Annotated in this window: 24 protein-coding genes, 1 pseudogene and 1 other annotated feature; of the genes and pseudogenes, 4 read left to right on the top strand and 21 right to left on the bottom strand. The window is 41.5% G+C overall.

Translation table 11 applies throughout. The features are described 5' to 3' along the window. Positions 1–32 precede the first annotated feature (32 nt). The 3 genes from CSV75_RS02155 to CSV75_RS02145 are packed head-to-tail and all read left to right on the top strand — an operon-like array spanning position 33 to position 2598. Positions 33–899, top strand: coding sequence for an ATP-grasp domain-containing protein (locus tag CSV75_RS02155; RefSeq protein ID WP_099674557.1), 867 nt, complete (start codon positions 33–35; stop codon positions 897–899). After that, complete coding sequence (locus tag CSV75_RS02150) at positions 896–1684, top strand: ATP-grasp domain-containing protein (protein ID WP_099674556.1); 789 nt, start codon at positions 896–898, stop codon at positions 1682–1684. The genes CSV75_RS02155 and CSV75_RS02150 overlap by 4 nt, the downstream gene beginning before the upstream one ends. Then, positions 1681–2598 carry an MBL fold metallo-hydrolase gene (locus CSV75_RS02145; protein ID WP_099674555.1) on the top strand — a complete coding sequence of 306 codons (918 nt, stop codon included), beginning with the start codon at positions 1681–1683 and terminating at the stop codon, positions 2596–2598. Before CSV75_RS02150 ends, CSV75_RS02145 begins: the two co-directional genes overlap by 4 nt. Positions 2599–2670: 72 nt before the next feature. On the opposite strand, the gene CSV75_RS16195 is transcribed toward CSV75_RS02145, so the two are convergent. Together CSV75_RS16195 and CSV75_RS16775 are read right to left on the bottom strand one after the other, a co-directional pair. Further along, positions 2671–2838 carry a hypothetical protein gene (locus CSV75_RS16195; protein WP_158231567.1) on the bottom strand — a complete coding sequence of 56 codons (168 nt, stop codon included), beginning with the start codon at positions 2836–2838 and terminating at the stop codon, positions 2671–2673. A gap of 3 nt (positions 2839–2841) precedes the next feature. Beyond that, positions 2842–3048, bottom strand: coding sequence for a DUF6980 family protein (locus CSV75_RS16775; RefSeq protein WP_099674554.1), 207 nt, complete (start codon positions 3046–3048; stop codon positions 2842–2844). A gap of 158 nt (positions 3049–3206) precedes the next feature. On the opposite strand from CSV75_RS16775, the gene CSV75_RS02135 reads away from it, so the two are divergent. Then, positions 3207–3791, top strand: coding sequence for a helix-turn-helix domain-containing protein (locus CSV75_RS02135; protein WP_099674553.1), 585 nt, complete (start codon positions 3207–3209; stop codon positions 3789–3791). Positions 3792–3841: 50 nt separating this feature from the next. Here CSV75_RS02135 and CSV75_RS02130 read toward each other — a convergent pair whose 3' ends face one another. The 19 genes and pseudogenes from CSV75_RS02130 to lon form a co-directional block, all read right to left on the bottom strand. After that, positions 3842–4435, bottom strand: coding sequence for a dienelactone hydrolase family protein (locus tag CSV75_RS02130; protein WP_099674552.1), 594 nt, complete (start codon positions 4433–4435; stop codon positions 3842–3844). Between the two features lie 134 nt (positions 4436–4569). After that, a complete protein-coding gene (locus CSV75_RS02125) occupies positions 4570–4881 on the bottom strand; it encodes a hypothetical protein (protein ID WP_099674551.1) in 312 nt (103 codons plus the stop codon). A 139-nt stretch (positions 4882–5020) separates the two neighbouring features. Continuing rightward, positions 5021–5539 (bottom strand): GrpB family protein, encoded by a 519-nt coding sequence (locus tag CSV75_RS02120; protein WP_099674550.1) that lies wholly within the window; start codon positions 5537–5539, stop codon positions 5021–5023. A 20-nt stretch (positions 5540–5559) separates the two neighbouring features. Then, positions 5560–6105: a hypothetical protein gene (locus CSV75_RS02115; RefSeq protein ID WP_144034757.1), complete on the bottom strand. Its 546-nt coding sequence runs from the start codon at positions 6103–6105 to the stop codon at positions 5560–5562. Between the two features lie 71 nt (positions 6106–6176). After that, on the bottom strand, positions 6177–7208 hold the full coding sequence (locus tag CSV75_RS02110) for a S66 family peptidase (RefSeq protein WP_099674548.1): 1032 nt from the start codon (positions 7206–7208) through the stop codon (positions 6177–6179). Between the two features lie 195 nt (positions 7209–7403). Next, entirely contained in the window at positions 7404–7754 is a 351-nt protein-coding gene (locus tag CSV75_RS02105) for a hypothetical protein (RefSeq protein WP_099674547.1), read from the bottom strand. A gap of 39 nt (positions 7755–7793) precedes the next feature. Next, on the bottom strand, positions 7794–8051 hold the full coding sequence (locus CSV75_RS02100) for a hypothetical protein (protein ID WP_099674546.1): 258 nt from the start codon (positions 8049–8051) through the stop codon (positions 7794–7796). 18 nt (positions 8052–8069) lie between these two features. Beyond that, positions 8070–8363: pseudogene (locus CSV75_RS16735) on the bottom strand (GNAT family N-acetyltransferase); the annotation flags it as partial. A gap of 12 nt (positions 8364–8375) precedes the next feature. Further along, complete coding sequence (locus CSV75_RS16730) at positions 8376–8555, bottom strand: hypothetical protein (protein ID WP_369825338.1); 180 nt, start codon at positions 8553–8555, stop codon at positions 8376–8378. A 397-nt stretch (positions 8556–8952) separates the two neighbouring features. After that, positions 8953–11598: a valine--tRNA ligase gene (locus CSV75_RS02090; RefSeq protein ID WP_099674545.1), complete on the bottom strand. Its 2646-nt coding sequence runs from the start codon at positions 11596–11598 to the stop codon at positions 8953–8955. Positions 11599–11651: 53 nt separating this feature from the next. Beyond that, positions 11652–11869, bottom strand: a binding site (T-box leader). 227 nt (positions 11870–12096) lie between these two features. Then, positions 12097–12720: a hypothetical protein gene (locus CSV75_RS02080; RefSeq protein ID WP_099672873.1), complete on the bottom strand. Its 624-nt coding sequence runs from the start codon at positions 12718–12720 to the stop codon at positions 12097–12099. A gap of 299 nt (positions 12721–13019) precedes the next feature. After that, the gene (hemL, locus tag CSV75_RS02075) at positions 13020–14315 is read right to left on the bottom strand and encodes a glutamate-1-semialdehyde 2,1-aminomutase (protein WP_099674544.1); all 1296 of its coding nucleotides are present in this window, start codon (positions 14313–14315) and stop codon (positions 13020–13022) included. A 1-nt stretch (position 14316) separates the two neighbouring features. Continuing rightward, positions 14317–15297, bottom strand: a complete 981-nt coding sequence (gene hemB, locus CSV75_RS02070) for a porphobilinogen synthase (RefSeq protein WP_099674543.1) — start codon at positions 15295–15297, stop codon at positions 14317–14319. Continuing rightward, positions 15278–16060 carry a uroporphyrinogen-III synthase gene (locus tag CSV75_RS02065; protein ID WP_099674542.1) on the bottom strand — a complete coding sequence of 261 codons (783 nt, stop codon included), beginning with the start codon at positions 16058–16060 and terminating at the stop codon, positions 15278–15280. The genes hemB and CSV75_RS02065 overlap by 20 nt, the downstream gene beginning before the upstream one ends. Further along, entirely contained in the window at positions 16053–16982 is a 930-nt protein-coding gene (hemC, locus tag CSV75_RS02060; protein ID WP_099674541.1) for a hydroxymethylbilane synthase, read from the bottom strand. The genes CSV75_RS02065 and hemC overlap by 8 nt, the downstream gene beginning before the upstream one ends. Before the next feature lie 15 nt (positions 16983–16997). Further along, positions 16998–17828: a cytochrome c biogenesis protein CcsA gene (ccsA, locus tag CSV75_RS02055; protein ID WP_099674540.1), complete on the bottom strand. Its 831-nt coding sequence runs from the start codon at positions 17826–17828 to the stop codon at positions 16998–17000. 221 nt (positions 17829–18049) lie between these two features. After that, positions 18050–19426: a glutamyl-tRNA reductase gene (hemA, locus tag CSV75_RS02050; RefSeq protein ID WP_099674539.1), complete on the bottom strand. Its 1377-nt coding sequence runs from the start codon at positions 19424–19426 to the stop codon at positions 18050–18052. A 129-nt stretch (positions 19427–19555) separates the two neighbouring features. Next, the gene (gene yihA / locus CSV75_RS02045) at positions 19556–20137 is read right to left on the bottom strand and encodes a ribosome biogenesis GTP-binding protein YihA/YsxC (protein WP_099629782.1); all 582 of its coding nucleotides are present in this window, start codon (positions 20135–20137) and stop codon (positions 19556–19558) included. After that, the gene (gene lon, locus CSV75_RS02040) at positions 20134–22455 is read right to left on the bottom strand and encodes an endopeptidase La (RefSeq protein WP_099674538.1); all 2322 of its coding nucleotides are present in this window, start codon (positions 22453–22455) and stop codon (positions 20134–20136) included. The genes yihA and lon overlap by 4 nt, the downstream gene beginning before the upstream one ends. Positions 22456–22555 lie beyond the last annotated feature (100 nt).

Genomic DNA, 22555 nt, shown 5'->3' with positions numbered 1-22555 from the left:
TTATATACAGTATAGCAAAGGTGGCGTGGGGATTGAAAAGTTGTTGGGTTATTTATAATGGTAGTTTAACGAGTGATAAATTTGCTGATCAAGCACGGCTTGTGCAGGAAGCAGCAGAGCGTGCTGGTGTACGGGCGACAATCTTAAAAAATTATGAAATACAGATGGATGTGCAAGTTCAGATAAAAGATGTCCCTGATTTCGTCGTCTTCCTCGATAAAGATACATTGCTTGGACAGTATTTAAAAAATGCAGGGATCCCCGTCTTCAATGATCCTGAAGTTATTGAGACATGTGATAATAAAGCCAAGCAGTACCTGGAACTCGCGAAGCACGGTGTCGCAATGCCGAAAACGATCATCGCACCGAAAGTCTATCCTAACTTCACAATTGTAGATAGCGGATATTACGAGAACGTCCTTGAAACTCTCAGCTTGCCCATGATCATTAAAGAAGGTCATGGCTCATTTGGTATGAAAGTGTATTTGATCGAAACGAAAGAAGCTTTCTATGAAAAAGTCGATGAGTTGCGTGGTGTCGATTATGTCTTTCAAGAGTTCATCGAGACAAGTAGAGGGCGAGACTTACGCGTCAATATAGTGGGCGATCAAATCATTGCGGCCATGTATCGTCATTCGGAGACGGATTTCCGCGCGAACATTACAAACGGTGGCGTAGCTGAAATTGTGGAATTGACGCCCGCCCAAGAAACACTAGCTATGGAAGCTGCAAAAGCAGTTGGTGCAGAATTCGCAGGAGTAGATTTGTTATTCGGTGCGGATGAACAGCCACTGGTTTGTGAAGTGAACGGCGCAGCGCATATACGCAACCTCTTGAATGTCACCGGTATTAACGTCGCGGATGCAATGATTGCGTATATATTGGAGAAGATTAAATGAAAGGTGCAATTTACTATAATGAGGAGGAAGCGAAGAGAAATCATGCGTTTATCGATGATCTATTAAAAGAAGCAAAGGAACTGGATATGAACGTGGAGTTGATAACGGATTCACCTACTGAACCGCTTGATTTCATTTTATTCCGCGATCGTGATCCTGATTTAGCCTTAGAATTGGAACAAGCCGGTTACCGTGTGTTCAATCGAGCGAGTATACAAAAAATTGCCAATGATAAACTACGCACGTTTGAACTGGCTTCCCTGCTTGGTATTCCTGCAGTCCCCACATTCAGAGTGGATCAACTTCCTCCTTTGCCTTTTATACTGAAAACTCGCGGAGGTCACGGCGGAAGCGAAGTATTTCTATGTGAATCTGCACAGCAAACAGAAAACATTCTAAATCAGTTCGATCCTACTAAACTAATCGCGCAGCCTTTCATTGAATCTGACGCGACGGACATCCGCGTATTTATGCTCGGTAATGAAGTGCTAGGTGCAGTGAAACGAACTGGCGCGAAAGATTCATTCAAATCCAATTACACATTAGGCGGCACCGTGGAAAAGTATACGTTGAACGACACCGAACTCAAACAAGTTCAAACGATTTCCCGGGCAATTTCTAGCGACTATATCGGCATTGATTTCATTCTTCCTATTTCAGGTGGCTGGTTACTGAATGAAATCGAAGATCCCGTTGGTGCCCGTTCACTCTATCAAACACATGAGTTTTCAGTGGCGAAGAAATTATTGGAGTATATCAAAAGTCAGTTGAGTGATGAATCATGAGGAGAAAACGCTATACTAATTTAGATAACGCAGATACACGTAAAACACTGCGAGAAATGATTCGGTGGCAGAAAGAACGTAATAAGAAAAAGAAAGATTTACGTATCGTAATCGAGCAAGCGCCAGATAGGGAAATAGAAAAACTCGCTATTAATCGATCGAAAGCATCCATTACTTGGATTGGACACTCCACATGTTTGATTCAAATCAACGGGCTCAACATAATTACGGATCCGGTCTGGGCAAAGCGAATGGGCTTTCAGAAACGATTGACGGAACCAGGAGTCGCTCTAGTTGAATTGCCAGAGATTGACGTCGTAATTATTTCACACGGACATTATGATCATTTGGACTTTGGTACGATCAGACATCTAAAAGGCCACCCTAAATATTTTGTTCCAGTTGGCTTACGCAGTAAGTTCCAGATAAGAGGATATAAAAAGGTCTTCGAAGCGGAATGGTTTGAATCATTTGTGTTTGAAAACACGAAGTTCACATTTGTTCCTGCGCAACATTGGACAAAACGCACCATGACAGACACGAATACTTCCCATTGGGGCGGCTGGATTATCGAAAGTGCTGAGCAATCGATTTACTTCGTTGGGGATACGGGATATTTCCGAGGTTTTCAAGAGATTGCCAAGAAGTTCACTATTGATACGGTGCTCATGCCGATTGGGGCGTACGAGCCGGAATGGTTTATGAAGGAAAGTCACTTAACACCCGAGGATGCAGTGAAAGGGTTTTTAGAGCTAGCCGGAAAAACATTTATTCCGATACATTATGGAACTTATCATTTAGCGGACGATACAGGGCCCGAAGCTGTTGAAAGGCTGGATGCTGAGTGGAGAAGATTGCAGTTGGATGAAAATCGATTAAAGAAGTTACTAATTGGGGAAACGTTGTGGTTATAACAAAAGGGGCTGTTACCGAAAGTCATTATGATTTTCTGTGACAGCCCTTTTATGTAGAAGGATGTACTCCATTTAATCTCTAGCGTTTACTTTAGCTAGGAAAGCCGTCATTAGCCATAAAAGGATCGGTATGATACTCCATAAGAAAAACTTCCAATTACTCGTTACTACTGAAAGAACGAAGAAAAAGACGAGTGCTAAAACCGCAATAGCGACAGCGTACGTTTGAAGTTTATTCATTTTCTATCCCCTTTCCAATAATGTACTTCCACACCATGGGCAAAATGAAATCCCGATACTTGAAGTACCTCCATCATGAATTAACAATCCGTAATCTTGATCTGTTTTATTAAAAAGAATCAATTGATCCGGGCAATCATACGGGTCTTTGTGTACGTCACATGTAAAAGTTGCATGATATGCCATGTCTTCACAACAATGCTGTTTCATTTCTACTCACCTTGCTTTCTACTATCTCAGATCTACTCTTTTTATAGTTTCTAGTAAATTAACCACGCCAGTATATATAAGTGTAACAAACTCCACGGAACGTTTGTTGATGCCTGTTGGATATTCGCCTATGATAATAGAGAGCAGGAGGGAAACCGATGGATACAAGTAAAGTTGGTGAATTAATATATACATTACGCAAAGAAAAAGGATTCACCCAGAAACAATTAGCCGATCAAATGAATATTTCGGATCGAACGATTTCAAAGTGGGAGCGCGGATATGGTTGTCCGGATGTAACACTTTTATCCAATCTATCTAAGCTACTTGGTGTGAATATAGAAAATATTTTAGACGGTGAAATACTGTCTAATGAGTTTATAGGAGGAAATATGAAAAAATCAAAGTACTTTGTCTGTCCATCTTGTAATAATATTGTATTGGCAACGGGAAATATTACACTATCTTGTTGTGGCAGGAAACTCGAAGCGCTACAAGCGAAGAAAGCGAGCGACGAAGAAAAACTTACGATTGAAGAAGTCGATAATGAACGTTTTATCTCAAGCGACCACCCGATGACAAAAGATCATTATATCTCCTTTATCGCATTCGCGACTGGCGATCATGTCCAGATTATCAAACAGTATCCTGAATGGAGTTTTCAAACACGTCTACCTTTGAGAAAACATGGCACACTGTTATGGTACGATACACAGTTCGGTTTATTCTATCAATATATCTAAACAACAAAGAGCACTTCAATTCATGAAGTGCTTCCTCCTACACAATTCTTTCAATTATTTCTAAAGAAGTCTATCGTTTGTTTAAAGGTAATATGAGCTAATTCTTCATTGTATGCAAAAGCGTATGGATCACTAAATCCATGCTGCCCATCGTACGTATATACCTCCACATTCGGCTTTTCTAATTTCAAAACCATTTCTTTCACATCAAATGACTTCTCGGTATTCGGAAAATACAACAATGTTGGACAAGCGGGATTCATTCCTGCAAAATCTCGTATTCGTGATCCGTAGTATCCAACCATCCCATCTACGCACTCTTCCTCGCTGCAGAGCCAAGCAATTGTCGCTCCCACACTGAATCCAAGTATAAATACTTTTGCATACTGATGCTTCATCTCCACCACTAACTCTTTTACCTTACGTGCGTTGTTTTCGAAACTATCATGTTGCATAAAGTTTTCATAAGCTACCTCTTCTTGTGAATAATCAAAAGGTGTTTCTTGAGGCAACAGATTTGGACAGATTACATCGAAGTCTTTCTCAGACAACGAAACACATATGTCTTTCATAAATGGATTGATTCCATATATTTCATGAAGAACTATGATGCAAGTTTCGGAAGTAGATTTCGTTTTACTCATTCTGTTTTCTCCTCACATCATTCATAAAACCTATTTACTAGAAGTTACTGATTTAACTATACGTATAGCCACTAGCGTAGATACTGCTTATTCATCCTACCGAATTCCTCTTGTCTAGATTGTAACCTCTATCATTACATCTCTTCTCTCTTACCATACCTCTCATACGCAAAATATCCACCTAATAAACCAAATGAAGCGCCTAAACTAAAGGCAAATCCTAACGAAATGGGAGAGATCGTACTAATTAGCAAACCAAGTATACAACCAACCAACATTCCAAGTGGTATCAGACTGTCCAACAATGTCTGAGCGCCCTTCGATTTTTTCTTAGGCAACGCGCCTTGCTTCGTTTTCTGATCCAGCCTCTTAATGACAAATACCACAATCAGTCCCGCTATTATAATAGGTAATACAATACCCAAAATTTCAATAATTGCTTGCATAACTAAACTCCTTTCTGTATAGGACTTATAATTATATTATGTAAAGTAACTCGGTTATTGGAAGTGTTGAAAATACTACGATCCCTAACTTCACGAATATCCTTAACACCTCTCTATTTTTCAGTTTTCCTTCTAAACATCACTCTTTTGTATCGTACCAACTTAGCGCTTTTCGCTCCAATTCCTTCACAAACAGATTTTTTCCTTCTATATAGGATTTTAAGTCGTCAGGGAATATGCTAGCTAGTTTCTTCTTTAAGTCACCATAGAGTTTACTCTCCTCAGGATGAACGCGAAGATAATTTCTAACAGCTAAATGCCGAGAAATATCGTATTGATTATCCTCTTGAAACACATGGATTTGATGTGTTCGAATATGTTCACCTTTTCTAAAGTAACGTCTTCCTTCAATTCCGAATTCACCAAGCGCTTCATAACCGATTTCATTCATTCGAGTTGTCAACGCGTCAATCTTTTCAATATTCTTCACCACAGGCATTATATCGATAATGGGTTTTGCTGATAGACCTTCAACAGACGTACTACCAATGTGATGAATATGAACTAATTCATCTTCAAAAACAGCGGAGATTTTTTCCGATTCTATTTTAAACCATTCTGACCAGTTCCTGTTGTATTCATGTACCTCTACTCTCATATGCTTCCTCCCTACCTTTATTAATCTTCCCAATAAAAGATCGCATCCAAGACTAGATATTGTCGCTCATTTCGGTAAATCGTTGGAATTTTCGTTTTAAACGATAGTGGCATACTCATCTCATTTGCAGCTAATAATTTGTAATTAAACTCTTGTAAAGCTTTCTGTAATTCTGTTGCTAGTGTTTCCAATTCCTCACTGACAGCTAGCGAAGTAGGTGTATCAAGTATTGAACCATGTCCACCACTCACTTCCTCAGCCGTCTCTACCCGAATTGTTCTATACCTTACATCTTCACCCATTATAGCAACTGATGCTAGACGACTTAAATCAAGTATAATACCTTTTATCTCTATCTCACGCATTCCATTCTTTTCTTCCACAGTTATATAATCTTCTTTCCGATAACAAAAAAATTCCACAAAGGAAGTATAGCCACTACCGAAATGATCCCATTCCGCTTCGCAGACCACATTGTGGATACGACAGATTCGATAAAATAACCGTTTGATATGTGCCAAGACTTCCTGTTCATCATCGCTATCATAAGGAAAAGTATCCCCCATAATTTCCCCTTCGATGAACATCAATAACTGCCGATCCGTAAAAATTATAAACTCCTCCTTTATTAATTGTTTTACTCAACGCCACTCTCTACAATAGAAAACGTCCTTCGTACACAATCTATTTTCGCCAACGCTCCATATGGTAAAATGCATTTAGGTTCCGTATGACCGAAGTTCAAATTATACAAAATAGGCAGCTGATCCAACTGATATTCTTTCATCACTTTAAGAATTTCGACTTTATATTCCTCATAATATTTCTCATCTTGCGGTTTCCCAAAGATAATCCCCTTCGCTTTTTGCAATATTCCTTGCGCGGCATAATTTCTCAACCAATATCGAATTAAACTAGGAGCAGGTTTTTCTTCAGACGTTTCAAAGAACAGAATACTATCATTCCAGTACTCTGTATCCGGCCAAAGTTCCGTCCCTTTCGCAAACTCTAACACTTCAATACAGCCACCGATTAGTCTGCCTTTTACAGTACCGGAACCTTGAAGCAACTCATAACCCGCATTCTGATTCATCGTACGACGTGTATGTTTATTCGGTTCAATCCATTCTAACCGCTCACTTGTCCAACTTTCGGCAGGTTGAATCTCACCGATTATTTTATTCGAAAAGAGGGTCCGATTCACCATATCAATCGTATAAGGATCCATCTCCACATTTTCGGCGAAGTCCGTTAAAATAGCTGGTCCATAAAATGAAGAAATACCCGCCTTATGGCAAAATAAATGAGATATCGTGATATCAGAATACCCGACGAATATCTTTGGATTGTTTTGTATTACGGTGAAGTCTATATAAGGAAGCAATCGAATACTGTCTTCTCCCCCGATATTCGCAAAAATCGCTTTAATAGAAGGGTCGCGAAATGCCGTCATCAGATCTTCAGCACGCGCTTTAGGATTCTGATAAAGATAGGCGGCTCCCTTTAAACTGTTTGGCATCGGAACTACCGTTAATCCAAAGACTTCCTTCAGTCTTTTTACACCTTGTTCATAACGCCACTTAAGCTCCGGTTCACCCGCACCTCCCCATGATGGACTTACCGTCGCGACTGTATCTCCCCGTTGAAGTGTAGTAGGTTTTTTCAGCATATGGAGCCTCCTTTTGATTGTCCTTCCTGACCATGTTGAACTTTCCTGTTTTCATACATCACTTGATAGCGGTCGATCTAAACATCGTGGCATCCTCGTTTACGAAAATATTTTCTTCCATACTTCACTCTCCAAATTCCTTTATCTTTCCGCTGTAATGTATTTGCGCTGCAAATCTCAGGGGAAATCGCATCCTTACTCACCTATTTGCAATAAATACCTTTTCTCCACTTGCATATAGTCCACAATTAACACATCATCGCGTTCATTTGACGCAAAGATCTCAGCTCCGTCAGGGATATGCGTTGCCATGCCTCTAGAAACCACACCAAGCTTGTCTCCTTTAGTCAACTTCTCAACTTCAGTCCAGTCAATATTGGTTTTATACACCTTGCCGTCATACTCCAACAAATCAGCATTCGAATCTTGTTTCAACACTTGTTTCTTCGTTAAATATCCACCTTCTTGCTCCCAGGGGCTGCCAGTACAAGCCGACAATGCACATGATAAAAGCAGCAACAATAAAATAAACACGAAACGCCTCATCGTATACCTCCCGACTTTCAGTTCTGATTCCGATTTGTATTACATCATAGAAGCCTTGATATATATATAAACAATGAACCCTACAGGAATGAATGTGATGATTAATCCGATAGCCCGTCCCTTTTTCATCAATTGCAAGATGAGACCAATTGCCCAAACAGCTGCTAATCCAAGTATCATGGCATTATTGGTGGAACCTTCCCCCATACCGCTGATTGCATAACCTACTACACTATTTAGTATTACGAATACACCCGTAAGTAGATTCACTGCAATCCATATGATCCGTCTCAACAACCTTCATACCCCTTTCAATCAAATGACTAGCACCATCTGAACTGTCTTCATTAGATGCCCTGCGAAATCCTCATCAAATTCTTTAACCACTTTAAATCCTTTCGCTTCATAAAACTGCCGTCCTATGCTATTTTCTTTCTCCACTTCCACCATAATTTCCGTTGGGTTCGTAAGCCCATCCATACCCCTCTTTAACAACGCTGTCCCCATACCTTTCCGCTGTTCATCGGGATAAAAATATATCGCGCGCAGTTCCACTCTGCCTGTCTCATCCGCAGGGGAAAAATCAACAAATCCAGCAACTTTACCCGCAGTCTCCGCAACTCACATATGTGAACTTTCCAAACGCTTCTTCAGCATCTCGTCACTATACGCCACCCGAAGAAAATCATCCTGTATCTCCCGGGGAATAATCGCCGCATACGTAGCATGCCAACTTTCCATTGCAATATCTCGTACTTTCTCAATATCCGTTTCCACCATCTCGCGAACAAAAAAATCCATTTACATCTCCCTACATCAATTCTAAATATTGTGAATACAATTATACCCATAACTATCTAGTAATACTATACATAGGGTATTATTAGATTTTGCTGAGATTATTTTAGCGTAGAAAAATTTGACTTTGATTTTGGTTTGGGTTTTAACTATTTCTTCTCTCCCACAAAATGTAGGGATTGAAGTGGAGGTGGGGGCGAATCCCAGAGGATCAGCCCGATCAGGTGAGACAACCAAGGGAGCTTGCGACTGGTTGGCTCACCGCGGGCCCTCTAGGAAAGCGCCCCCTCCGAAACGGAAATCCCCGCTCCTTTCACCATCATCTTCACTAATTCCAATACAAAAAACCCATTCAACAGCATCACACTGTCAAATGGGCTTTAACTATCTTTACACCACGTTAAATCTCCTTCAGTTCAGCAATACGACGCTCAACCGCCGCGTACTTCTCCAAATAATCCTTCTCTTTGGCACGCTCTTCCTCAACAACTGACTCAGGTGCTTTCGCAGTAAAACGTTCATTCGACAACTTGCCTTGAACCCGCTTCACTTCACCTTGCCACTTGCCAAGTTCCTTCGTCAAACGAGCCAACTCTTCGTCTATATCAATCAATCCTTCAAGTGGCAAGTACAGCTCTGCACCCGTCACAACTGCTGACATCGTTTTGCCTGGCGCATTCACCTTCACACCAATTGTTAATGTTTCAGGATTACAGAATCGCACAAGATAGTTACGGTTCTCTTCAAGTACCGCCACTGTCTTCTCGTCTTTCGCAGAAATATACAAATCGACTTTACGACTCATCGGTGTATTCACTTCTGCACGGATATTACGTACGGATTTGATAATATCCATCAATAATTTCATATCCGAAGCGCGCGACTTATCCATCATAGCCACATCCACTTCAGGCCACTGTGCTACTGTAATCGACTCACCTTCATGGGGAAGGTTCTGCCAGATCTCTTCCGTAATGAAAGGCATCAATGGGTGCAATAAACGCATCGTCTGATCTAAAACATGCGCAAGAACCGAACGTGTCATTTTTTTCGCTGCTTCGTCTTCACCGTATAGTGGCAATTTCGCCATTTCGATATACCAGTCACAGAAATCATCCCAGATGAAGTTATATAACGCGCGGCCCATTTCACCGAACTCATACCGGTCAGCCAAGCTAGTTACTGATTCAATCGTTTCATTCAGACGAGTTAAAATCCATGCATCTGCAACAGATTTCTTTCCTGACAAATCGATTTCTTCATACGTCATGCCGTCCATATTCATTAACGCGAAACGGGAAGCATTCCAAATTTTATTGGCAAAGTTCCAGATCGCTTCTACTTTTTCTGTAGAGTAACGTAGATCTTGTCCTGGTGAAGAACCTGTTGCCAAGAAATAACGCAATGCGTCTGCACCGTACTGCTCAATTACGTCCATTGGATCTACACCGTTACCGAGAGATTTAGACATTTTTCGCCCGTCTTCCGCGCGTACTAATCCGTGGATCAAGACATCCTTGAATGGACGCTCTTCCGTGAATTCAAGAGCTTGGAAAATCATGCGGGACACCCAAAAGAAGATAATATCATATCCTGTAACAAGGGCATCTGTTGGGTAATACTTTTTGAACGTTTCGCTATCAACATCTGGCCAGCCCATAGTCGAGAACGGCCATAGAGCAGATGAGAACCAAGTATCTAGTACGTCATTATCCTGTGTCCAATTTTCCTCATCGGCTGGTGCTTCTTGACCCACATAGACTTCACCTGTTGTGTTGTGATACCAAGCCGGAATTCGATGGCCCCACCATAGTTGACGGGAAATACACCAGTCGTGGACATTTTCCATCCAACCCAAGTAGGTTTTCTCGAAACGTTCAGGAACAAACGTCACTTTTTCTTCTTCATTTTTCTGCAGATTGATTGCTTGCTCGGCAAGTGGCTGCATATTGACGAACCATTGTGTAGATAAATACGGCTCCACTACTGCGCCACTTCGTTCCGAGTGTCCGACAGAGTGCATATGGTCTTCAATTTCAAATAGCACATTCATCTCTTGTAAGTCTTTGACGATTTGTTTACGGCATTCGAAACGATCCATGCCTTCGTACTTGCCTGCTAATTTATTCATCGTGCCATCTTCATTCATGACGAGCACACGGGGCAAGTTATGACGGTTACCTATTTCAAAGTCATTCGGGTCATGCGCTGGTGTAATTTTCACTGCACCGCTTCCGAAATCCATTTCTACGTAGTCATCCGCTACGATCGGAATTTCGCGTCCTACGATTGGCAATTTAACCATCTTGCCGATCAAATGCTGGTAGCGTTCGTCATCCGGGTGAACTGCAACAGCTGTATCACCAAGCATCGTTTCAGGACGTGTTGTCGCTATTTCAATCGAGTCTGTGCCATCTGCCAATGGGTAGCGCATATGATAGAATGCACCTTGCACATCTTTATGAATCACTTCGATATCAGATATCGCTGTTTTCGTTGCAGGGTCCCAGTTGATGATATACTCTCCGCGATAGATCAGCTTTTTCTCATACAACTTGACAAATACTTCACGTACTGCTTTTGACAATCCTTCATCCAAAGTAAAGCGCTCTTGTGAGTAGTCAAGAGCCAGACCAAGCTTCGCCCATTGTGCACGGATATGGCTCGCGTATTCTTCTTTCCATTTCCATGTTTCTTGTACAAAGTTTTCGCGTCCAAGATCATAACGCGTTTTACCATCAGCGCGAAGTTTTTCTTCTACTCTCGCCTGTGTCGCGATTCCTGCGTGGTCCATTCCCGGCAACCACAGTGCGTCATACCCTTGCATACGCTTCATGCGGATGAGCATATCTTGCAAAGTCGTATCCCATGCGTGTCCTAAGTGAAGCTTTCCGGTGACGTTCGGTGGTGGGATCACAATTGTATACGGTTCTTTCTCGCTTTTTACATTCGATTCAAAATACTTACCTTCAAGCCACCATTCATAACGTCCTTTTTCTACTGCCTGCGGATCGTATTTGGTCGGCATCGTCAATTCGTCAGTCATTTCATTTCCTCCTTCAAATAAAAAGGGATACAAAAAAGCCCCACTCATCCCGGTAAAAGGACGAAGGAGCTCGTGGTACCACCTTTATTTATGAACGCAAAAAGCATTACATCTTCATGATTTGGTAACGGTCTTCACCGGTTCCTGCTACTCATATTTCACAGAAACTGCTCATAGGGGACTTCCATATGCGGTTTCCAGGTACGTTCCACCAATCGTACCCTCTCTAAAGAAAACGGTTCACATGTACTTTCCTACTCTTCGCATTTATATTCATATACACATTATTATAAGCGAAACATGTAGAGTCCGTCAACTGAATAGTAGTCTATAGAGAAAGGATGGTGAACGATGCGAAAAGGTTATAATCCCTATCTGTTGCCGCCGTGGCTTCGGAAAACAAGATTTTACTGTAAAGGCTGTATCATCCCGATCACCGTGTTTCAATTGATTCGATTACTACTTATCCCGACCACTGGCGATTTTTTAGTATTTTGCTTACTCGCTGCTTTGTCCTTCTGCTTCTACAAAAACATTATTTGAGTGGAAGATCTTTCTCGTTATATCGTCATCCATCTCGGCGATGTATAAGAGAAAGTCTTCCATTTCATTATTTACTTGTTCAACCGCACGATCAGCATTTGCAAGAAATTCTAAATGAGATGTCGAGGCAGCTACGAACTGTGGTGCTGCAGGCTCTTCTTCGATTACAACCGGTTCTTGTACAGGCTCTTCCTGTTTCAAGTGAACGGTCCACTCCAGTTTCAATCCCCCGTCTTCCTGTGATGAAGATTTAATATCTCGCACTTCCAGTTGCAAGTCGCCATCGAGTTCTACTGGTAGATCAACATTCAAAGGCACAGCATATTCAAAATATCCTTTATTGTTTTCTACTTCCACGTCATGAATGACTAATACATCTTCAGTTGCCAATTCTACTTGCTTGTCTGCATCAAATACAACGTTTGCCGCGATATGATAGATCCCTTGCAAACGGATTGCATCTTCCGTACGTTCTTCCGTAAACCCTGGCGTCACTTTTACCTCAGCCGATTTGGCAAATGCCCCGTACTCCACAGGGAAATAAAAAGACTCTTGCAATGTCCATTGATGCGTCGTCATTTTCGCTTCACTCCTTTTCTTAACTCAGGCTACTATATGAAGAAATAAAGGAATTTAGAAGTGAAGTATAATGTGGAATGTGAATGGGAATGAAACGATCGCAACCGCGCTATTAAAGCCTAGCACCGCGCCAAAAGGACAGCATACCGCGCAAAAGCCAGCGTACACCGCGCTATTGAGCCCGAAGACCGCGCCATAACATCTGAAAACCGCGCGAATCCTCGCCAAGACCGCGCCATCATCATAAAAAATGAACATAAAAAAGCGCCAAGCAATAAAATCTGCTTGACGCTTCAAGATTATCGTTTCAACTTCTCAAACACTGTATGGAATGCTTCCACAGTCTTCGCGATATGCTCTTCTGTGTGGGCTGCTGACAAGAACATACCTTCAAATTGGGAAGGTGGTAAGAAAATACCTTCTTCTGCCATTAGACGGTAATACTCTGCGAACAGTTTCAAATCAGATGTTTTCGCTTTATCGTAGTTATTGACGCGTTGATCTGTAAAGAAGAACCCGATCATCGAACCAGCACGGTTGACGGTATGTGGAATATTATTAGCTTTCGCTGCTGCGCGGAAACCTTCTTCCAACTGATCGCCAAGCTTGATGAAGTGTTGGTATGTTTTCGGCGTCAATTTCCTCAACGTTTCAATACCCGCTGTCATGGCTAACGGGTTACCAGACAGTGTACCCGCTTGATAAATAGTTCCCGCCGGCGCTACATGTTCCATAATCTCGCGAGAACCGCCGTATGCTCCTACAGGCAGTCCACCACCGATAACTTTACCAAGACATGTTAGGTCGGGTTTGACATTGAAGTGACCTTGTGCGCATTTATACCCTACACGGAATCCAGTCATGACTTCATCGAAAATTAATAATGAACCGTTTTCTTCTGTTAACTCACGTAAGCCTTTAAGGAAGCCACTATCCGGTCCTACAACGCCCATGTTTCCTGCAACCGGTTCTACAATAATTGCAGCTAGATCGTCTCCGTATTCTTTAATAGCCAATTTAACACTTTCCAGATCGTTATACGGGACCGTGATCGTGTTTTGTGCAATCGTTTCAGGCACTCCAGGGCTATCAGGCAAACCTAATGTAGCAACACCCGAACCTGCCTTAATAAGTAAGGAATCCGCATGCCCGTGATAACAACCTTCGAATTTTAGGATCTTGTTACGCTTCGTATAACCACGTGCTAAACGAAGTGCACTCATTGTTGCTTCCGTACCAGAAGACACCATACGTACCATCTCGATGGATGGTACACGGTCGATTACAAGCTCTGCCAATTCATTTTCCAGAAGAGTAGGCGCTCCGAAACTTGTACCTGTTTCAGCTACCTTCTGCATGGCAGATACTACGTCAGGATGTGTGTGTCCTAGGATTAGAGGACCCCAAGATAGAACGTAGTCAATATATTCATTGCCATCGATATCCTTAATGATCGCACCTTTACCACTTTCCATAAAGATCGGATCCATATTAACTGATTTGAAAGCACGCACTGGTGAGTTGACGCCACCTGGCATTAAATCCACTGCTATTTTGAACGCTTCTTCAGATTTCGTATATGTTTTTTGTCCCATATTATTTCTCCTCCAACCAGCGAGCTGCATCTTTTGCATGATATGTCATGATGATATCTGCACCTGCACGCTTCATACTTGTTAATGTTTCTAACACAATTTTCTTCTCATCTACCCAGCCGTTTAATGCAGCCGCTTTGACCATTGCGTATTCCCCACTGACGTTATATGCCACGACAGGTAGGAGTACATGATTTTTTACGTCGCGAATGATATCGAGATAAGACAATGCTGGCTTAACAATTAAGAAATCTGCGCCTTCTAGAATATCAGATTCCGCTTCACGCATTGCTTCCATACGATTTGCTGGATCCATTTGATACGTTTTACGATCGCCAAATTGTGGTGTGGATTGCGCCGCTTCACGGAATGGACCGTAATAAGCAGACGCATATTTAACTGCATACGACATAATGGGAATGTTTTGGAATCCTGCATCATCTAGCGCTTGACGAATGACCGCTACAAAACCATCCATCATATTCGAAGGTGCAATAATATCCGCTCCTGCTTTTGCTTGACTGACTGCTGTCTTCGCTAGCAGAACGAGACTGGCATCGTTATCTACATCATTGTCGTGAATAACGCCACAGTGACCGTGGTCTGTATACTCGCATAAACAAGTATCCGCTACAACGACCAATTGCGGATGCCGTTCTTTCACCGCACGTGTTGCACGTTGAATGATTCCTTCGTCGTCATATGCTTCAGTGCCCGTTGCATCTTTATCCGAAGGTATACCGAATAAAATAATAGATGAAATACCTAATTCGACGACTTCGTCCGTTTCTTTTAATAATAAATCAATAGAAAATTGATCTACTCCTGGCATAGAAGCGATTGGATTACGCACGTTCTCGCCTTCTGTAACAAAGATAGGATAAATGAAATCCGCTGCTTTAATCTCTGTCTCTCTAACCATCGCTCGAACGGTAGGATGTGTACGAAGTCTACGATGACGCTTAAATTCTATTGGACTCATTTGTGAACTCTCCCTTTCGTTTGGCCAGTTCATGGACTAGCTCGACTAATGTATACGTTTTGGGCTTGACGTGAACAGGCGCACCCACTTTTAACAATGCACGTTCCGTAACATGACCGATCGCGCAAACCGTAAAGCCAAACCATGTTGTTTTCGGGGCAATACGTGAAGAGAACACTTCCACCGCCGACGGACTTGCGAACAACACGGACACTTGATTTTTATGAAGTATAAAACGACACAATTTATCTATTTCACTCGTTGCACTTTTGGTTTCATAGACTGTCCATTCTGAAACATGAAACGGCAACTCCTCACGAATCAAACTACCAGCAAGAGTACCTTTCAAAAAGACCACGTGTAATCGTTCCGACTCTTTCGGATTAAACTGTTTGACGAAAACATCTGCACTAAACACGCTTGGAATGAAAGACACGGCAAAGCCGAGTCGATCTAACGCTGCCGCTGTTCGAGTTCCGACTGCAGCCACTTTTCCGTTGAACGTATCTGCTGTTACATTGAACCGCGACATTTTTGCACGGAACGCAGCAACTGCTGATTGGCTCGTAAAAATGAGCCAATCAGCTTTCATTGCTTGTTGCAATTTTTGCTGATCAGCCTTCTTTTGTATTTCTCCCACTTCAATTAGTGGAATTGAAACCGGAATGCCACCGTACTTTTTCACCAGTTCGGCAGCTTCCGTGGATTTTGGTGTTCCTGTGAAAATAACCGTTTCTCCTGCTAACGGTAATGCGTTACGCATCCATTTCCGCCTTCACTTTCTCGATTACTTCAGCAGCACCTTGGTCACGTAAAATTTTACTGACTTCTTTACCCACTGCAACAGGATCTGTTCCTTTCACCGTTTCACGGAACACTTGAATTGCATCCGGAGACGCGATGAAACCAGTCATTTCCACTTCATTACCATCAAACTTTGCAAATCCTCCGATTGGTACTTGACAAGAACCATCCATTTCATTAAGGAACGTGCGCTCAGCCTGTAGCTCAATCCATGTACTCTCATCTGTTAATTTCGCTAGTTCATTTAGTAATTCTGTATCGTCTTCACGACATTCAATCGCTAATGCACCTTGTCCTACTGCTGGAATACAATCTTCGAGCGATAGGTATTCTGTTACGATGCTATCATCCCAGCCCATACGCTTAAGTCCTGCCGCAGCCAAGAGGATTGCATCAAATTCACCATCTTGGAGCTTACGTAGACGTGTATCAATATTTCCACGAATCCACTTAATTTCAATATCTGGGCGCAACATCAATAGTTGTGAGCTACGACGAAGACTGGATGTTCCAACAACCGCTCCTATTGGTAAATCCATGAAGCGAACATGGTCGTTTGCGATGTAAGCATCACGTGGATCCACACGTTTAGGGATACAGCCGACTGTCAAACCATCTGGAATTACCGCAGGCATATCTTTCATGCTATGTACGGCAAAATCAATTTCTTTATCAAATAATGCTTGCTGGATTTCTTTTACGAATAACCCTTTACCGCCCACTTTTGATAACATGACGTCTAGGATTTGATCGCCTTTCGTCACAATCACTTTTACTTCAAATTCAAATGGTGCACCTGCTTGCTTCATTTGTTCAATAAACCATTTCGTTTGAGTCAATGCCAGCTTACTTCTACGTGAACCTACAATAATTTTTCTCAAAAAACTCTTCCTTTCTTATATCCATAAATGAAATTGTGACAGCGTGCTGCCCAAAAAGAAATTCACAACCGTTAAAAGAAATGCAAATATTGTCATCCAAGCAAACTCCACTGATTGAAGCTTACCCTTATAGTTGAAATAAATAACCGAAGAATAGATGAGTAATACTGCAAAGGATCCCATTATTTTCACATCAAATAGAGACCAATTCTCAAGTGCTACATACGCCCATTGAACACCGAATAATAAACTGACGAATAAAATCGGGATGCCAGTATAGATCGACATTTTCATTCCCATCATCGTCTGATGCAAATTCGGTAGACTGGAAAAGCGTTTTCCAAACTTTTTACTTTTTAGTACGTTATATACAATCAAATACAATACCGCAAAAACAAATGCTAACGCGAACACTGCATACGAGAGGATTGCTGACGTAATATGAACAAACAGTACTTCCGAAATAAGCGAATCACCAACAGTGGATGCTGTGTATTTCAAATTGGAAAAGACATGAATCATTAAAAATACAAATCCAATGATATTTGTGAAAAACACCATGAAGTTCACTTTATAAATCAACTGGAACACAATAGATAATGTAACCAGTAACCATACATAAAAATAAATTCCTTCAACTAGCGATAATACTGGAAAGCGCTTCATCTGAATTATATAAAGAGATAAAATCGCGGTTTGTGTAATCCAAACGGTAACGATAAGCCAAAAAGCAGTACGATGAACAACTTTTGACTTCTTCAAGTAATCAATTAAGTAAAAAACAAGACCGAGGGCATAAAGAACAATCATGACTTCCTGAAGTCTTGCGACGGTTAAATCAACCATATGCTATTCTCTGCCTTTCAAGCGAAAACCTCTCTTTTGCTAGTAAGGAGTGTTCGTCTATATTGTCTCAAATGAGAGGGTGTTACTGCAAATAATTGCATCCATAATAAGCATCTTTCTACTAGTTTGCCGAATATTTATGCATGTATTGCCTATTTAACTGCAATAAAAAAGTGGGCCTGTATCATTCTTGTGAAAGACAGATACAGAACCACCTGGGATTAGTGTTGATAATGTAAGTTCGTCACATCCACACCATCTGATTTTTGATCAGCGCGCTTTTGAAGACGTTCTTTTGCTTGTAATGCCAGCTGTTCCTTTTCTGTTACGACATCTTCAGAAATTCCAAAGATTTGTTCGAAAAGAGCGAGTTTCTCTGCTGCTTTTTTATCAGTAGATAATTCTTTAGCCTGTAAAATAGGTTCTTTTAACAATTGATTAATAATGGATTTTGTATGCTTGTTCAGCACTTTCTTTTCACGTTCGGTTAAATCGGGCATTTTATTTTCGATACTCTGCATCGTTTCGCTCTGAATACGACTTGCTTTCTTGCGTAATGCAGAAATCATTGGCACGACACCAAGCGTTGTTAACCAATCCTTAAAGGCAACTACTTCCTGTTCAATCATCAGACCGATCTCTTCAGCTGCACGCTTACGTTCAGCCAAATTTGCTTCGACAATGCCTTGTAGATCATCGATATCATACAAGAATACATTGCTTAGTTCACCGATTTTCGGATCAAGATCACGTGGCACAGCGATATCCACCATAAATAACGGCTTGCCTTTACGTAGTTTCTCTACAAAATCCATCAATTCATAATCAATGACATATTCAGTAGCACCAGTAGAGCTGATTAAAACATCTGCTTCAAGTAATAAGCACTGCAACTCTTGCATAGATTTCGCTTCACCATTAAATTTCGCCGCTAGAATTTCTGCCTTGGAGAATGTTCGGTTGATTACAGTAATCTTCCCAACACCGCTTCCTTGCAAGTTCTTAACTGCTAATTCACCCATCGTACCTGCACCAAGAATCGCAATATGCTTATCCTTCAGCGAACCGAAAATCTTTCTTCCAAGTTCTACTGCTGCATAGGAAACTGACACAGCATTTTCACCAATTGCTGTATCGGTATGTGCTCTCTTTGCTGTCGTAATCGCTTGCTTAAACAATTCGTTGAATACCGTACCAGTTGTACCAATATTTTGCGCAGCAAAAAAGCTACTACGAACTTGTCCTAAAATTTGCGTTTCACCAAGTACCATGGAATCAATGCCTGCAGTTACACGTAATAAATGTTCCACTGCACCATCTTCTTCATGAATGATCAAGTGACTCGAAAAGTCCTCCATGGGAATAGAAAACCAATCAGCTAAGAATCTTTTTATATAATATCGTCCTGTATGAATCTGATCCACCACCGCATAGATTTCTGTGCGGTTACAAGTAGAAATAATGATATTTTCCAAGATGCTCTTTTGCTGTTGCAATGTTTGCATCGCTTGTGGCAAATCAGCCTCGACGAATGATAGCTTCTCTCTAATTTCGACAGGGGCGGTTCGGTGATTAACACCGACAACGACTGTATACATTAGGTGCTCACACCTTTCAGAATCATTTTCTTATACTCATTATAACATACATAGCGCTTTAGTCGGAATGCAAATTGTGAACATCGTTTGAAGCCATAATGTAACAATTCGATAAAATTAGATCGTTACTTACATGCGACTTTCAATTTCATGCCATGCTTCATCCATCCCAATACCCTTTTCAGAGGAAAACAGGATGAGCGGCTCGTGTATCTCCATGTTAAATGTTGTACGAACGATTTTCTTATGCTTCTCCCATTTACCTTTAGGTATTTTATCTGCTTTTGTCGCTATGACAATCGTCGGAATATTGTAATGAGAAAGGAAATCATGCATCATGCAGTCATCTTTTGTCGGTGGGTGACGTAAATCAACAATCTGCACTACCGCACGCAATTCTTCTCGTGATGTAATGTACTGTTCGATCATACCGCCCCATTTTTCTTTTTCAGTTTTCGACACTTTGGCGTAACCGTACCCCGGTACGTCAACAAAAAATAATTTTTCCTCAATTTTATAGAAATTGAGCGTTTGAGTCTTTCCTGGCTTTGAAGATGTACGCGCCAAACTTTTGCGCCCAATCATTTTATTAATAAAGGAAGATTTCCCTACATTCGAGCGGCCGGCCAACGCAAATTCAGGATAACCTTCTGTTGGATATTGTTCAGGACGAACCGCACTCATAATCATTTCTACGTTATGGACTTTCATTTCTTTTCCTCCAAAGCGATATCGAGTACTTCATGAGCATCCGACACGAGTTTAAATGTTAATTCTTTTCTTACACTATCTGGAATATCATCTAGATCACGTTCATTATCTGACGGGATGATAATTGTTCGCAATCCTGCACGATGCGCACTCAGCGTTTTTTGTTTTAGTCCACCAATTGGTAATACACGTCCACGCAGTGTCACTTCCCCTGTCATACCGACTTCACGGCGAATCGGGCGTTCCGTCAATGCGGATACTAGTGCCGTTACGATCGTTATACCCGCGGAAGGGCCATCTTTTGGCGTGGCGCCTTCAGGAACGTGAATATGAATATCCCATTTTTCATGGAAATCAGGATCTATTTGAAATGTCATGGCTTTGGAACGCACATAGGACAAAGCGGTTTGTGCGGATTCCTTCATAACATCCCCAAGTTTCCCTGTCAGTAGTAACTTACCTTTGCCTGGTGATAATGAAACTTCAATTTGCAATGTATCTCCACCCACAGATGTATAGGCTAGCCCAGTTGCCATACCTACTTGATTGACTGTTTCTGCCTGTCCAAAACGGAAACGCTTTTTGCCAAGTAAGGCTTCTAAAGATTTCGGACTCACTGTTAGACTTTTTTTATCACCTGCTAGAATTTGACGCGCGGCTTTACGACAAATGCTGGCAATTTCTCGCTCAAGTGAACGGACACCAGCTTCACGTGTATAGTAACGTACGACTTCGAGAACTGCTTCTTCCTGGAAACGAAGTTGTGACTTCTTGAGGCCGTGTTCTTTCATCTGTTTCGGAATCAAATGATTGATCGCAATCGATTGTTTTTCCTGTTCTGTATAACCGGGAATCGAAATGATTTCCATACGGTCACGCAATGGACCGGGAATAGCCCCCAGATCATTTGAAGTCGCAATGAATAAAACACTCGAAAGGTCATACGGCTCTTCTATATAATGATCACTAAAAGTACTGTTTTGTTCAGGATCCAGTACTTCCAGCATAGCAGACGATGGATCTCCTCGGAAATCATTAGACATTTTATCGATTTCATCGAGTAAGAAGACTGGGTTGACAGTGCCGGCCTTTTTCATACTTTGGATAATACGCCCAGGCATCGCGCCTACGTACGTTCGACGATGACCACGGATTTCAGATTCATCACGGACACCGCCTAAAGATAGGCGGACAAATTCACGTCCTAGTGACTCTGCAATAGAACGGGCCAATGAAGTTTTACCCACTCCTGGTGGACCATCTAAGCAGAGAATCGGACCACGCAGAGAATTTGTCATCTGACGCACTGCGAGATACTCTAGAATTCGCTCTTTAACGTTTTCCAACCCTTCATGATCACGATTCAAAATTTCTTCTGACCGAGACAAATCCAATTGATCTTCTGTCGCATGAGTCCATGGCAGCATAATGAGCCACTCAATATAATTACGAATAATGCCACTTTCAGCTGAAACGGAAGGAATCTTTTCATAACGTTCCAACTCACGCTCTGCTGTCTCTCTAACAGATTGCGGCATATTCGCTTCTTCAATTTTCTTTTTTAGTTCGGACACTTCAAGACCTTTACCATCTTTATCGCCTAGCTCTGTTTGAATCGCCTTTAATTGTTCGCGTAAATAAAACTCTTTTTGCGTGCGTTCCATTGCATCTTTCACACGTTCATTAATTTTTTGTTCAAGTTCCATGATTTCCTGTTCATTATACATTCGACTGATTAGCCATTCCAAACGTTCAGGCACGTCCAGTATTTCAAGCACTTCTTGTTTTGCTGTTAATTTTAACGGCAAGTTGGATGCGATCATATCTGCTAACCTACCAGGTTCTTGAATGCTTTCAACCGTCTCCAGTGTTTCGTCGGAAATTCTTTTGCTGTTCTTCGCATATCGTTTGAACTGTGCAACAAGTGAACGCATTAGCGCTTCTGCTTCCGCGTCTTTTTCTTCGCTTTCTTTATAACATGTGACATTGACAACTGGATACAGGTCAGCTTCTTGGTAACTGCTCCACGCTGCTCTATGTATGCCTTCGATTAATACACGATACGTACCATTTGGTAATTGAGTCATTGATTTGATAGTCGCCAGTGTACCTATTTCATATAAATCATCTATTTCAGGGTTTTCCAAGCCCAAATCTTTCTGAGTTGCAAGGAAAATTTGACTATCACCTGCTAATGAATGTTCAATAGCGAAAACCGAGCGTTCACGGCCAACATCAATATGTAATAGCATCGTCGGATAAACAATCACTCCGCGAAGTGGCAATAATGGGATGTTCTGTTTTTGAATCGTCGGCATGAATAGCCACCTCCAAATAAGTTATGTATATGTATGTGTAATGCGTAAATAAAATCCTATGTAAGAAAAAGCCGACTGCCGAACGTATAAGATACGCATC

This window comes from Sporosarcina sp. P18a (genome assembly GCF_002743135.1).
GTDB lineage: Bacteria > Bacillota > Bacilli > Bacillales_A > Planococcaceae > Sporosarcina.
The sequence above is the reverse complement of the archived record's forward strand: the minus strand, read 5'-3'. Positions and strand labels throughout refer to the sequence as shown.